The sequence below is a fragment of the Mesorhizobium sp. LNHC229A00 genome, from assembly GCF_000502415.1.
In the GTDB taxonomy this organism is placed as follows: Bacteria; Pseudomonadota; Alphaproteobacteria; order Rhizobiales; family Rhizobiaceae; genus Mesorhizobium.
Genome location: NZ_AYWQ01000017.1, coordinates 18,368 through 31,729, shown reverse-complemented (window position 1 = coordinate 31,729; position 13,362 = coordinate 18,368). Strand labels below are relative to the sequence as shown.

Sequence of the window (13,362 nt, the reverse complement as noted above, 5' to 3'; positions counted from 1 at the left end):
TATAGATCCTGAAACTCGTGTCCGCATGGATCGGATTGACCGAGGAGGAAGTAATGTCGGCATTATCGCTTTTGCCTACGCGGCGCGATATGGTTGTCGCGGGGGCGGCGGTTGGGGCCGCTAGCCTGTTACCTGGGGCTCTACGCGCGGCGGTCGGAGACCAATCCATCCGGCCCTTTAACATCCATGTTCAGACGTGGGCGTTTGCAGATCTTCGCGCTCGCATCAAGGCAACGCGCTGGCCTGACCGGGAGACCGTCGATGACCGCTCTCAGGGGGTTCAGCTCGCGAAGCTCCAGCCGCTGGTTGAGTACTGGGGCACCCGGTACAATTGGCGCAAGGTGGAGACGAAGCTCAACAAGTTGCCGCAGTTCATCACCAGCGTGGACGGACTGGATATCCAATTTGCGCATATCCGTTCGCCGCACGAAGGTGCGATGCCCCTGCTTATGACACATGGCTGGCCAGGGTCCATTATCGAACTTTTGAAGGTGATAGGCCCGCTCACCAATCCGACGGCGCATGGGGGGCGGGCGGACGATGCCTTCCACCTCGTGCTTCCAACGATGCCCGGCTATGGCTTTTCTGGCAAGCCGGCGACGACCGGTTGGAGCCCTGCCCATATGGCCAGTGCGTTCCATGAGCTGATGATCCGGTTGGAATACCCGCAATACGTCTCTCAGGGAGGCGACTGGGGCGCGATCATCTCGGAACTGCTCGCGGTTCAAGCTCCGAAAGGCCTTCTTGGCATCCATATCAATATGCCCGGGACTGTACCGCCCAACGTTCTTCGGCACCTCCGCAATTTCGACCCAGCCCCTGTGGAACTTTCGGACAGCGAGAAGGCTGCATACGATCGGCTACTGCACTTCTACCGCGACGGTTTTGGTTATGCGGCGATGATGAATCAGAGTCCGCAGACCATCGGTTATGCTCTCTCCGATTCACCGGTCGCCATGGCCGCGTATTTCTACGACAAGTTCGCGGAGTGGACCGATAGCGACGGAAGACCCGAGACAGTCTTTACATATGACGAGATGCTCGATGCCATCTCTTTCTACTGGTTCACCAATACCGGGACATCTTCGTCGCGGTCGTACTGGGAGGGTGCGCAAGCTGGCGGTGGGCCCTTCGATGCCTTCGACATCCCGAAAGTTCCCGTTGCGGTCACAGTGTACCCGGCTGAGATTTACCGCGCACCGCGGAGTTGGGCCGAGAAAAGCTTCGGTAATCTCATTCACTGGAATGAAGTGGATAGGGGTGGCCATTTCGCGGCTTGGGAGGAGCCTCAAATCTTTTGTGCTGAACTCAGAGAAGCGTTTAGGCCGCTGCGCCGTTCAATCTGAGGCGAGCGAGGCGATTCTCCCCCATCGCCTCCGCCCAGTAGCGCGGCCGGGTCGCCCCTCCACCCGGCCGCGCATTTGGGTTTCCGCGCGGCACCTTTGAAATCGAGCAAAGAACCAATGGATCACTTCCCAGTCGAGGAGACCGAAAATGGACTGTGCGTCACAACAGATTGATCACGATCGCCGCCGCTTACTCGGCACCGCGCTGGTGGCTATCTCCGCCTTTGAGTTGGGAACAGACAAGCCGGCGCAGGCGGGTCCGTCCGTGAACACTCAGGGAAGAAACGTTGTCGGCAAAGCGGGTCGCCAGCCATCCGGTTCGCTGAAGCAGATTGACGCCGGATTGCTCAGTATCGGATACGCCGAGACCGGCCCCGCCACCGGCGAGGTCGTGGTGCTGCTGCATGGCTGGCCTTACGACATACATACTTACGGCGACGTCGCGCCCCTCCTGGCCTCGAAGGGCTACCGCGTGATCGTGCCGTATCTGCGCGGCTACGGCACGACTCGCTTCCTCGCCGGCAAGACGATGCGCAACGGGCAGCAGTCGGCGGTCGCCGCGGACGTCATCGCACTGATGGATGCTCTAAGGATCGAACGGGCCACGATCGCTGGCTGCGACTGGGGCGCCCGAACAGCCAACATAGTCGCTGCACTCTGGCCTCAGCGTTGCAAGGCCATGGTTTCAGTGAGCGGTTACCTGATTGGCAATCAGCAGGCAGGCAAGCAGCCATTGCCGCCAAGCGCGGAATTGCAATGGTGGTACCAGTACTATTTTGCAACCGATCGTGGTCGCGCGGGCTATGAGAAGTACACGCGTGACTTCGCGAAGCTGATCTGGCGTCTCGCTTCGCCCCGCTGGAACTTCGACGATGCCACTTTTGAGCGTAGCGCGGCCGCCTTTGACAATCCTGATCACGTGGCGGTCGTGATCCATAACTACCGCTGGCGTCTCGGTCTGGCCGAAGGCGAGCCTCGGTATGAGGACCTGGAGAAGCGGCTCGCGCAGGCGCCGGTCATCACCGTCCCCACGATCACGCTGGAAGGTGACGCCAATGGTGCCCCTCATTTGGAAGCGGGCGCGTATGCGAAGATGTTCGCGGGGAGATACTCTCATCGTCTGATCACCGGCGGCATAGGTCACAATCTACCTCAGGAAGCGCCGCAGGCTTTCGCGGAAGCAGTGATTGACGTCGCTGCGGCTACGTAACTGCCGAGTGTTGAAATCGAATGCTGCATGCACCGTCAAGGTGCCAGATCTTGCCAGATCAGAGATCTAGAACGACGTCGGCCTTGGGCTGGCAGCAGCAGATCAATATAGTGCCCCTCGCGGGTGGATCGATTGGTTCGGGTTGGTATGTGACAGTTCCAGCCACAAGCCCTGTTTCGCAACTGTGACAGACACCAGTGCGGCACGACCATCGCGTCGGGACGTCGCACGCCTCAGCAAGTTCAAGCAGGCTCTGGAACGCCGGGCCCCAATGGACGGTCAAGCCGCTTCTTGCGAACGAAACGACTGGACCCGCACTGGAAGGTTCGGCAGGTAAATGCGGCTGGCGGCTCGGAGTGGCAGCAATGCCAGGGGTGTTCGATGGACCTGGGCCGAACAGTTCCGTGTGGATTCGGTCCGCGACGACACCCCAGGCCGCAAGCCCTGCGCTCAAGTCGCCCATAAAGGCCGATGGCCCGCAGATATAGAAGTCAGCATTGCGTGGCACGTGCAGCCCTCGCAGCACCTCTATGTCCAAATGTCCATCAGCATCGTAGTCGACACCTAACCTGTCCTCGCGATCCGGCGAGCTGTAGCTTATATGGCTGTGACCGTGGACCAGGGTTTCGAGCAGGTTCCGAGTCTCTTGGGCAAAAGGGTGCTCACGGCCACAACGGGCTCCGTGAAGCCACCAGACTTCCCGTGTCGCCGCTTTGGCCGCCAATGCGTGGAGCATTGCGATGACCGGAGTCGCGCCCACGCCGGCACTCAGCAGGACGACTGGCGCATCGTTGGGTCGAAGAACGAAGTTACCGCGCGGTGCGCTAACGTCCAGCACGTCGCCGATCTCGACCCGGTCGTTAATGTAGGCACTCGCCAAACCATGCGGTTCCCGCTTTACGCTTATTCGGTAGTGGCGTTCACCAGGCTCACTCGACAAAGAATAGCTGCGCATCAGCGCCGGAGCATCGGGCATCACCCGTAGGCGCAGCACGACGAACTGTCCTGGACGAGCCGCGGTAAGGCGAGACTCCTCAAACGGCTCTAACACCAGCGACGTCACACTGCTGCTCTCGCGGATCTTGTGCACCACACGCAGCGGCCGAAATCCCGCCCACGCAGCAGGCGGTCCGGACGCGGGATCAAGCCCGGCATTTCCAGTTGTCTCGCCGCCACTTTCGTTCTGCGAGAGCAGCGCCTGGAAGGATCCCCGCCAGCCAGGGCTCAGAGCCGGAATTCGCAGCGCCCGTTCCAGCTGGCCGCGAGGATGACCCGGCAAGTATAGCAGTGCGTTGACCTCTGACACTGTCATGTGCTCGGGGCCTATCCCAACCTGGACTATCTCATCTCCAGCCTCGACCTGGCCTTCTTCCAGGACGCGCAGATAGAAGCCAGGCCTCCCGCGCGCAACCAGCAGCGCTGCCATTTGCGGCTCGTTCATGCGAATACCGACTCGGTAGCAAGTGACGCGCGGTTGCGTCACTTCGAACAAGGCGCTTCCGATCCGGTAACGATCGCCGATACAGACCTCATCATCCGGTAGTCCATCGACCGTGAAGTTTTCCCCAAACTGTCCGTAGGTAAAGTCTTTGCGGCCTAGCTCGCTTTGCCAAAAGTTATAGGCTTCCGATTGATAGACTAAAACCGCCCGCTGCTCGCCGCCGTGTCCCGCCGCGTCTCCTTGCCTATCGCCATCGATGTTGAGCCGGCGTACCTGGCGTGGGCCTTGAACTGATGTTTTCCAGACTGCGGTGTCGACAGTCTTCCCTTGCCATGGAATGCCACGCGGCAAGCCCACATTGACCGACATTAAGCGAGCCATCACTCCGTCCTTTCCGCCAGCCACTGCCAGCTGCTTCACTCAGCGACCCTCACTGATGGATGCTCAGGGGTTTCAGCGCTGGCCAACGGAAACTAGCATCGCGGAGGCATCGATGCGATCGGCACCAAAGTATCGGAAATACCATCGTTCAATATATTTCGGCCATGGCCGCTGTCAGTACTTGAACAGTTGAACGCTGCCGGTCGGAATTGGTGCGGGTACTTGTCTTGGATGAGTTAGTGCTCAGCACGCCGGGTTTTGGGGCGGGTCGGTTGGTTTACCTCTAAGGAGCATATGACGATGTCACATCATTATTCAGGCCCCAACTTCGGGTTCCCTAGGGCAGACGCGCGCCTGGATCTCACCGATCTTTATGCCTTTCCGAAACCAGGGGACGTGAAGAAGTCGATCCTGATCATGAATGTCCATCCGTCCTCTACGGTGATCGATCCGGAGCTTACCATTAGTGAACCGTTCTCGCCTGACGGCCTTTACGAGATCAAGATTGACACCAATGGCGATGCGGTCGCCGATATCGCGTATCGAGTACGCTTTTCGTCCTTACCAGGAGCGATGCAGATCGCCACGGTACGGCGCGTTGAGGGCGCACTGGCCGCTGAGACAGACGACGGTGGAGAGGTTGTCTTTCTGGGGGCTCCAGTGTCGACAGGTCGGGATGCGCAGGTAGCCGAGGTCGGCGACTATCGCTTTTTCGCGGGGTGGCGCAGCGAAGCATTTTTCTTTGACACCTTGGGTGCCATAGATGATCTGCATTTCACCGGCGCTGATTTCTTCTCGGACAAAAACGTCTGCAGCATCGTGCTGGAAGTGCCCAACTCGACGTTGGGGCCTAAGCCGGTTGGCCTGTGGGCACGGACGCTGGACAAGCAAGGCAAGGGTTGGGTGCAGGTCGAACGGGGTGCGCGCCCGCAGCAGGCGGTCTTCCTTCCCGGTGAGCAGAAAGAGGCTTATCTCGCCGGCGAACCTGCAGATGACGCTCGGTTTGTCGCAACGTTCGCACACGCGCTTGAGCACACGGGTGGATATCAACCGGATGAGGCCGAGCGTGTGGCAAGGACATTGCTGCCAGATATCATGCCTTATGACCCGAGACGGCCTGCCTCCTTTCCGGAGAATGGAAGGACGCTGACGGACGATGCCGCAGATGCCTTTATGGCCATCCTTACGAACGGCAAGTTGGCCGGAGACGGGGTTGGGGCACATAGCGATCTGCTTGCTGAGTTCCCCTATTTAGGGCCGCCGCATGATGCTCCCGAATGAGGGCAGCCATATCGCGTGACGGCCGATCGCCGCTTTCTGCGAGCAGCCGCATTACCCCAACACTGTTGAACAGAGGAGACTACGATGAGATTGATCGCGACCTGGATAGCTCTAACCTTAACCTTCATCGTGCCGGCTTCGGCGCATCCAAGCATCGGTTCGGCGGTTTCCTTTGCAGCGGGCGTCGCTCACCCGCTAAGTGGCCTCGACCACATTACTGCCATGGTGGCGGTCGGCCTGTGGGCCGCGGTCAAAGGGAGGCGCGCTCTCTGGGTGTGGCCGTTGACTTTCGTGACAGTCATGTTGGTCGGCGGCGTGCTCGGCTTGGCACGGATTGCCTTGCCCTTTGTAGAGCCCGGCATTCTGGCTTCGGTCGTCGTGCTAGGGCTTATGGTGGCATTGGCGGTCGATCCGCCGGTATGGGCCGGGGCCGCGATCATCGGTTTTTTTGCGCTGCTGCATGGATACGCTCACGGAGCCGAGGTGGCCCCTAGCGCGAATGGGCTGGAATACGTCGCGGGGTTTGCACTGGCCACCGCGATGTTGCATGCGGTCGGCATCGGTTTCGGGCTCACTTTGCAACGCGTGACGCCAGGTCCTGTCAATCGTATTGCTGGGGTGATCTGCGTTGCAGTCGGTGCCGGATTGTGTGCCGGAGCCCTTTGAACCTTATTCCCGAGAAGAGTGCTTCTGGCATCCAGTTAGACTGCCCTCAACCGTAACGGGTCGCGATGGTATGTGCGCTTCGTACGCGAGAACCGTCGACCGAGCAAACGGAGGAATGGAATGTCAGGTCCAGAGATAGACGAGAACATATTTGCCGGCCGAGCGGACATTCCACAAGGTCGTCTCGCCCTGCAGATTTCAACCGCCGGCATCGTACATGACCTGGGGAATCTTATTCAGGTCGCCTCATCTGCGTTGAACCATCTGGGGCGAGACCCGAATATAGCAACGGCTCCGGGAGCGGGATTTGTACTTGCTGGCGCCAAAGCCGCTCTGGAACGGGCTGGCTGCCTGGTCAGGCAGACCATCAGAACGGCCGGAGAGAACCGGGGGGAGATAGCGCATGCGAACGTGGGTATTTGTTTGGCGGACATTGAATCCATCGTTCGAAGTGCGTGGGATGAGAACATCCATCTCGAGGTTCGGGTCCCCCCAGACCTACCTTTGGTGCGGTGCGATCGGGCCGGGTTGCAAAATGCAGTTCTCAACCTTCTGTTCAATGCACGCGATGCAATGCCTGGTGGTGGCTTGATCTCGGTGGATGCCTCGGTGTCGGAGAATTCCAACCAGGTGGATGTTTGCGTCGAAGATCACGGAGTTGGAATGACCAGCGAGACCATGGTGCGCGCGTTTGACCTCTTCTTCACGACGAAAGGCGAGGGTTTGGGCGGCGTTGGTTTGCCGATGGTGAAACGTTTTGTCGAGGAATCAGGGGGGACTGTCGACGTTGAGAGCTCGCTTGGGTCAGGCACAACTGTGACATTGCGATTGCCCGCGACCCGCTAGGGCCCGACGACGGCACCACGCATACGATCAGGGGCAATTTCAGTTGGGCGCTCGTTGCAAGGCACGATGATTTCATCGCTGGCGCGTGAGGTGCAATTATGAGAGAGCGGCACAAATCCGACGGCGTGGCCGAACTGAGTGACGCGCGCTCCCATGCAGCGGCGGCATCGGAGCGTCGGGCCGTGGTCTCTGCGCCGGCAGCGCGATCCCCAATAGCACGGTTTCCGGCCTCATTTTTTGCCGTCGGCCTTGGTACGAGTTCCTTTGCCGTCATGTGGCAAGTTGCCCACCAACTCTGGGCAACCCCCAACGGAATTGCTGTAGCGGTCGTCATATTGGCAATGTGCCTATGGGCAGCCCTTTTGACGCTTTACGCCTTGAAGTTATGGTTCGCGCCGGCGGCGGTGCGAGCCGAACTCGCAGATCCCGTTCAGAATTGCTTTCCCGGTCTAGCGGGAATCGGGATGATGCTAACCGCGGTGAGCGTGTTGCAGTTCAGCGCCACACTAGCCACGGTACTCCTTTGCATTGGCGGGGTGGTCGCGGTCGGATTTGGGCTTTGGCATTCGCAATTGATCTGGAAAACGGCAATCGCTCTGTCGGACGCGACGCCGGCCTTGTACTTGCCTGTTGCCGCCGGATCGTTTGTCCTCAGCATTGGATTGTCGACATTCGGGCACACTGAATGGGCGCAATTGGCGCTGGGCGCCGGCCTCTTCTCGTGGCTCACTATCGATTCTGTGTTGTTCTACCGGCTCTATTTTGGCGAGCCGCTTAAAAACCAGGTGCGATCGACCCTTGGGGTCCAGCTCGCGCCTCCGGCGGTCTGCTCGCTTGCCTATGTTAACGCGTCGGGCACCTCCGGAGACGTTTTTGTTCACTGTCTCATCGGTTACGCACTTCTGCAGGCAGTTGTGCTGGGCGGCGTGCTTCCAAGGATCGTTCGTCGTTTTTCCGCCGGTCTGTGGAGCGTCAGCTTCGGCGCCACGGCGTTGGCGACAACGATTGAAAAGCTGGCCATCCGAGGCGATACGGGCCTCGCTGGTGTCCTGGCTCTTCCAATCTTTGCGGCCGCAAACCTGCTCATTTTGTGGCTGGCCGTTAGAACAATCATTCTGGCCATGACCGGCTCGTTATTGCCGGCTCCTCTGGACGGGCAAGATACGTAATAACAGCCTGCATGCATGTGACGAACATCGATGCCGTAGAGCCACCTCTTGGATGCATAAAGAGTTCGCTCGACAGGGCCTAAATTTTCTTGACGGTGTCGATAGGGGTCTAAGTCAACCGTCTTCCTGCCGGGTCGAACAAGCAGACGCGATTGGCCTGCAACTCCAGCCAGATCGTTTCGTCAGGTTGCACGTTGATCCGCTCGTGAAACATCGTCACCACGGTCTGTCCCCCGACGATAGCGGTCACCTGCGTTTCGGGGCCGAGCGGTTCGACGACCACGATCCCGGCCGGGATGCCCGAGCCTGTCGGGGCGAGGGAGAAATATTCCGGCCTGATGCCATAAATCGCTTCGATACCGGATGGCCTTGAAACGCTCCCGGGCAGCGGCAGCATGATGCCGTCACTGGTCTTGAAGACAGGCCGGCCGTCGGCGTTGTCGAAGCTGCCTTTCAGCAGGTTCATTGACGGCGAGCCGATGAATTCGGCAACGAACATGCTTTGTGGGTCGTCATAGAGGTCGAGCGGCCGGCCGACCTGCTCGACATGGCCGCCATTCATCACCACAATCCGGTCAGCCATCGTCATGGCCTCGACCTGGTCATGCGTGACATAGATCGTGGTCGTGGCCAGACGACGGTGCAGTCTCTTGATCTCGGCGCGCATGGCGACACGCAGCTTGGCATCCAGATTGGACAAGGGCTCGTCAAACAGGAAGACCTGTGGTTTGCGCACGATCGATCGCCCCATGGCCACGCGCTGGCGTTGGCCGCCCGACAGCTGGCGCGGATAGCGCTCGAGAAGCGGCGTCAGCCCCAGTATCTCAGCGGCCTCCGCGACGCGCTTCTGCTTCTCGGCTTTTGGCGCGCCGGCCAGGGTCATTGAGAACGCCATGTTCTCGGCCACTGTCATGTGCGGATAGAGCGCGTAGTTCTGGAACACCATCGAGATGTCGCGCTGCTTGGGAGCCAGGTCGTTGACGACCCGGCCACCGATGCCGATCGTCCCGCCAGTGATGTCTTCCAGCCCCGCGATCATCCGCAGCAGCGTCGATTTTCCGCAACCGGACGGGCCGACGAGCACCACGAACTCGCCGTCACGAATATCGACGGAGACGCCATGAAGCACCTCGACCGAACCATATGCCTTGCGGGCCTTGTCGATCGTGACGTTGGCCATCAGACCGCTCCGACCCGGATTTCGTTGGACGACAGGGCGCCTTCATGCACCAGCAGGCCGACGCCGCCGTCGTGGAAGGCCTCGGGGCTGCTGTCTTGCGCGAAAAGCGAAATGCCGTCGGCCTCGAAGGTGATCCGGTCGCCCTTGGCCGCCACTTTCATCGATATCGATTTCTCGAATTCGGTGTTGAAGGCGGTCTCGGCGAGCACCTCGGTGTTCTCGTCGCGGACGCGAACGATCTGCATCTTGCCGTCGCGGGTGACGCGCGCGCCATAATAGCGGCGCAGGCCCTGCGCTCGGATGGCGAGACCGCCATAATTGCCGAGATGCATCATCACATCGCCGGACGCCTGGTAATCGGTCCATTGGCGCGTGCCATGGATGATGATGCCTTCGCCGCTGTTCTGCGAGATCCGGAATGCCGCCGGATAGCGCTTGGAGAAGAAATCCGCGCCGTTGACCCAGGACAGTCGCCAGAAATCGCCATCGCCAGCCGGGCGCTTCAGCGTCAGCTCAGGCGTTCCATCCCACCTGACATAGTCGACAAGCAAACGGCCATCGGCGCGCTTGCCGGTGCTGGAAATCGCCAGGCCAAGCTCGGCGATCGGCTGGCCGCCGGCATCCGGCAAAGTCCATTCCAGGACGGTCTCCTTGCCCGGCTCGGTGATCACCGGAGAGCTGTCGATATCGAGCAATTCGTCACGCTCGTCGTAAATGCGTGCCCGCAATCTTAAATCAACGGCACCGCGATTCTTTTGATCGGCGACGACGCGAGCGCGCACGACCTGACCGGGATAGACAAGGGGCGTCGCCATCAGGTCGTAGGTACGCATGCTAAGCATTTCGCGCGGCGAGAAAGTTGGACTGGTCACAACCGCGACCTGCTTGGGCCCCAACGCCTCATAGTCGATTGCCAGAGCGCGGCTGCTCTCGAACTCGGCATTGCCGATGCGCACCGCGCGGCTGACATCAAGGCCGGCCTGCGGCCTGAAACCTTGCTGGCTGCCCGGCAACGAGAAATGGAACTGCGCGCCATTCTTGGGAGCATCGAGCTTTTGCCTGCCGGCCAATTGCAGGCCGAGATTGGTGAGGAAATAGGCCTGGCGAACGGCGTCGTTGATCGAGTTGCCGCCATCGGCGGACGAAATCAGCATGCGATCGGCGATCGGTCCGCGCCAGTCCGGGCCTTCCTCCAGCCCTTCGAGGCCGTTCATAATGCCGAGCAGGCATCCGACATTGCCGGCGTTGCAATCCGTATCCCAGCCCGACGTGTTGACGATCATCTGCGCCTTCTGGAAATCCTGCGGCGCGTAGAGCACGGCCATGATCATTAGCGCATGGTTCGGCACGACGTGGCAGTTGCCGGGATATTTGTCATAGCCGTAGTGCTGCTCGATCTTCTGACGGGTGTCGCGCCAATCCGGATGCGCCTTGTGCCAGTCCCTTATATCCGCGATCAGCCTGGCGATCAGGCAGTCCTGGGGTATCTGGCTCAGGCCGGTATCGATCAGATGGTCGATGTCCGAGGAGCCGAACGCCTCGGCCTCCATCGCAGCCCACAGCATTGCGGCGTAAACGGATTCGCCATCATGGCTGACTTTGCCGGCCTGTTCGGCAAGCCTTGCGGCAAGTTCCGGCTGGCGCGGCGCGACCATCGCCCAGCCGTCGATGAAAATCTGCGCGCCGATCTGTTCGGCGATCGCCTGACCGTTGCTTTCGATCGAGCCGGAATGCGGGGCGGGCACGCCCTTCCTGAGGTTCAGCCAGGCGGTATGTTCGGTGGAATTGCCGTTGCCGCCCCACCACAGGATCGCGCGTTCCTCGACGATGTAGTTGAGCCAGGCCTTGCCGATTTCTTCGGCTGAGAGGTTTGCCTTGATGCCATAGTCTTCCAGCGCGCGAATGAATGTGAAGGTGCCGGCGACATCGTCGTCGGTGACTACGAGCGGCTGGTTCAGGCGCTCATGCACGTAGTATTCAATCGGGCCTAGCTCAGCCATGATCTTCTGGTGCGTCCAGCCCTCGAAAGGGCGGCCGAGATAGACCCCCACCAGCTTGCCGAGGACGCCGGCATAGACGCGTTCGAGATAGTTGTTGGGAAACTGCATCGGTCACTCCACATTCAAAAAGGTATCAGCCCTTCACCGAGCCGCCGGCCATGCCCTCGATGAAACGCTTCTGCATGAAGACGAACAGCAGGACGACGGGTACGACGATGATGAGGGCAGCGGCCATGATCTCGCCCCAGTCGGAACTGTACTGGCCGGAGAGCAGATAGAAGGCGATCACGGCGGTGACGTTTTCCTGCTTCTGCAGGAAGGTCGTCGCTATCAGGAACTCGTTCCACGAATTGAGGCCGATGATGAGCGCCACCGTGAGGATGCCAGGCGAAACGATCGGCAGCATCACCCGCCAGAAGACCTGCCAGGAGGTGGCGCCATCGACGATCGCGGCCTCCTCCAGTTCCTTCGGAACGGCGATGAAGTAGGTCCTGAGCAGCATCACCGCGAAGGGGCTGTAGAGTGCCGTGTAGATCAGCGCGACGCCGAAAATATTGTTGATCAGCCCAAGCTTGGCGAAGCCGAAATAGAGCGGGAAGATGTAGAGCTGAATCGGCGCCGTCGTCGTCGCGAGCAGGTAGAAGGTGACGATCTTCCACGCCTCGATCTTCCTGCGAGCCAACACATAGGCGGTCAGCGACGAGGTCGAGCAGACCAGCACGATCGTCGTGCCGCTGACGACAAGGGAGTTCACGAAGGTCTTCGAAAACTTCGCATGGTTCCAGGCATTGCCGAAATTCTGCCAACGGATCGGGTCCGGCAGGCCGAGCGGGTTCTGAACGATCTGAGCAGCCGGCTTCAGGGAATTGAGCACCAGAAGCGCGATCGGAAACAGAGCGATGAAGGCGAACAGGGCGAGAAACGCATAGGAAACCGTGAGCGTCAGGCGGCTTTCGACAAGTCTCACTGCTCTCCCTCCCGCGTCTGGATGCGGACATAGAAGAACGTGCCCACCAGCCCGAACAGGCTGATGACCAGCGCCGCCGCGGCGGCCTGCCCGACATTCAGGTCGTAAAAGGCCTTGCGGTAGGCGAGGGTTGACAGCAGCTCGCTCGAAAATGCCGGGCCGCCCTGGGTCATGATGTAGACGAAGTCGAAGGCGAGGAATGACCAGATCACTGTCATGATCATCATGAGCGTTATCGTCGGCCGGATGCCGGGCAGCAGCACGTAACGCATCATCTGGAAATAGGTGGCGCCCTCGAGCCGTGCGGCCTCAATCTGCTCCTGCGGCACCTGGCGGAGCGCGGCGAAGAAGATGACACAAAGAAAGCCCCACCAGTGCCACAGATCGACCGTCGCGACGCCGAACAGCGCCAGCGGCGGTTGTGTCAGCGGATTGGGGACTGGCATGCCGTATCTCTTGAGGACGCCGAAGACCCCGGTGACGGGGCTGTAGATCATGCCTTGCCAGACGCGCGCGGTAATGGCGGTGGCAATGACCACGGGGAGGAAATAGACGATCTGGAAGAAGTTGCTGCCGCGGCGCACGATCAGCAGCATCGACGCGGCGGCAAGGCCCATGATGATCGGCACGGTCAGGAAGACGAACGTCCAGACGAAGTTGTTGCCGAGGGATGACCAGAAGACGCGATCCGCGGCCAACGCCCGGAAATTGTCGAGGCCTGCAAAAGTCGGCGCCGAGATGCCATCCCAATTGCAGAAGGCGAGAACGACTGTCAAAAGTGCCGGAACCAGCACGATGACGACGTTGATGATCATCGTCGGGACAATGTAGAGCCGATGCATGGAATTCCTCCAGGTGAGGGCGACGCATACCGT

11 protein-coding genes are annotated in these 13,362 nt (G+C 60.1%); 6 read left to right on the top strand and 5 right to left on the bottom strand.

Going from position 1 to position 13,362, the window contains the following annotated elements:
* Positions 1–53: 53 nt before the first annotated feature.
* The gene (locus X742_RS145060) at positions 54–1,346 is read left to right on the top strand and encodes an epoxide hydrolase family protein (protein ID WP_031248345.1); all 1,293 of its coding nucleotides are present in this window, start codon (positions 54–56) and stop codon (positions 1,344–1,346) included.
* A 148-nt stretch (positions 1,347–1,494) separates the two neighbouring features.
* Entirely contained in the window at positions 1,495–2,556 is a 1,062-nt protein-coding gene (locus X742_RS145065) for an alpha/beta hydrolase (protein ID WP_023774392.1), read from the top strand.
* A gap of 58 nt (positions 2,557–2,614) precedes the next feature.
* On the opposite strand, the gene X742_RS145070 is transcribed toward X742_RS145065, so the two are convergent.
* Positions 2,615–4,378: an MOSC and FAD-binding oxidoreductase domain-containing protein gene (locus X742_RS145070; protein WP_031248343.1), complete on the bottom strand. Its 1,764-nt coding sequence runs from the start codon at positions 4,376–4,378 to the stop codon at positions 2,615–2,617.
* Positions 4,379–4,678: 300 nt separating this feature from the next.
* Here X742_RS145070 and X742_RS145075 point away from each other — a divergent pair, with 300 nt between their 5' ends.
* From X742_RS145075 to X742_RS145090, 4 genes are all read left to right on the top strand, one after another.
* Positions 4,679–5,659 (top strand): DUF4331 family protein, encoded by a 981-nt coding sequence (locus tag X742_RS145075; RefSeq protein ID WP_031248342.1) that lies wholly within the window; start codon positions 4,679–4,681, stop codon positions 5,657–5,659.
* An 84-nt stretch (positions 5,660–5,743) separates the two neighbouring features.
* Positions 5,744–6,325: a HupE/UreJ family protein gene (locus X742_RS145080; protein WP_023774389.1), complete on the top strand. Its 582-nt coding sequence runs from the start codon at positions 5,744–5,746 to the stop codon at positions 6,323–6,325.
* Positions 6,326–6,445: 120 nt separating this feature from the next.
* Positions 6,446–7,171, top strand: coding sequence for an ATP-binding protein (locus X742_RS145085; RefSeq protein WP_023774388.1), 726 nt, complete (start codon positions 6,446–6,448; stop codon positions 7,169–7,171).
* A 98-nt stretch (positions 7,172–7,269) separates the two neighbouring features.
* The gene (locus tag X742_RS145090) at positions 7,270–8,340 is read left to right on the top strand and encodes a hypothetical protein (protein WP_023774387.1); all 1,071 of its coding nucleotides are present in this window, start codon (positions 7,270–7,272) and stop codon (positions 8,338–8,340) included.
* A 109-nt stretch (positions 8,341–8,449) separates the two neighbouring features.
* On the opposite strand, the gene ugpC is transcribed toward X742_RS145090, so the two are convergent.
* From ugpC to X742_RS145110, 4 genes are read right to left on the bottom strand one after another with little or no spacing between them, the layout of a single operon-like run.
* Positions 8,450–9,520, bottom strand: coding sequence for a sn-glycerol-3-phosphate ABC transporter ATP-binding protein UgpC (gene ugpC, locus X742_RS145095; RefSeq protein ID WP_023774386.1), 1,071 nt, complete (start codon positions 9,518–9,520; stop codon positions 8,450–8,452).
* Positions 9,520–11,628 carry an ADP-ribosylglycohydrolase family protein gene (locus tag X742_RS145100; protein WP_023774385.1) on the bottom strand — a complete coding sequence of 703 codons (2,109 nt, stop codon included), beginning with the start codon at positions 11,626–11,628 and terminating at the stop codon, positions 9,520–9,522. Before X742_RS145100 ends, ugpC begins: the two co-directional genes overlap by 1 nt.
* A 25-nt stretch (positions 11,629–11,653) precedes the next feature.
* Complete coding sequence (locus X742_RS145105; RefSeq protein ID WP_023774384.1) at positions 11,654–12,487, bottom strand: carbohydrate ABC transporter permease; 834 nt, start codon at positions 12,485–12,487, stop codon at positions 11,654–11,656.
* Positions 12,484–13,329: a sugar ABC transporter permease gene (locus tag X742_RS145110; protein ID WP_023774383.1), complete on the bottom strand. Its 846-nt coding sequence runs from the start codon at positions 13,327–13,329 to the stop codon at positions 12,484–12,486. Before X742_RS145110 ends, X742_RS145105 begins: the two co-directional genes overlap by 4 nt.
* Positions 13,330–13,362 lie beyond the last annotated feature (33 nt).

Bases quoted from the DNA above. Each gene is read 5' to 3' on its own strand.
- X742_RS145080 (WP_023774389.1), top strand. From the start codon at position 5,744: ATGAGATTGATCGCGACCTGGATAGCTCTAACCTTAACCTTCATCGTG.
- X742_RS145075 (WP_031248342.1), top strand. From the start codon at position 4,679: ATGTCACATCATTATTCAGGCCCCAACTTCGGGTTCCCTAGGGCAGAC.
- X742_RS145100 (WP_023774385.1), bottom strand. From the start codon at position 11,628: ATGCAGTTTCCCAACAACTATCTCGAACGCGTCTATGCCGGCGTCCTC.
- X742_RS145065 (WP_023774392.1), top strand. From the start codon at position 1,495: ATGGACTGTGCGTCACAACAGATTGATCACGATCGCCGCCGCTTACTC.
- X742_RS145070 (WP_031248343.1), bottom strand. From the start codon at position 4,378: ATGGCTCGCTTAATGTCGGTCAATGTGGGCTTGCCGCGTGGCATTCCA.
- X742_RS145085 (WP_023774388.1), top strand. From the start codon at position 6,446: ATGTCAGGTCCAGAGATAGACGAGAACATATTTGCCGGCCGAGCGGAC.
- ugpC (WP_023774386.1), bottom strand. From the start codon at position 9,520: ATGGCCAACGTCACGATCGACAAGGCCCGCAAGGCATATGGTTCGGTC.
- X742_RS145090 (WP_023774387.1), top strand. From the start codon at position 7,270: ATGAGAGAGCGGCACAAATCCGACGGCGTGGCCGAACTGAGTGACGCG.
- X742_RS145110 (WP_023774383.1), bottom strand. From the start codon at position 13,329: ATGCATCGGCTCTACATTGTCCCGACGATGATCATCAACGTCGTCATC.
- X742_RS145060 (WP_031248345.1), top strand. From the start codon at position 54: ATGTCGGCATTATCGCTTTTGCCTACGCGGCGCGATATGGTTGTCGCG.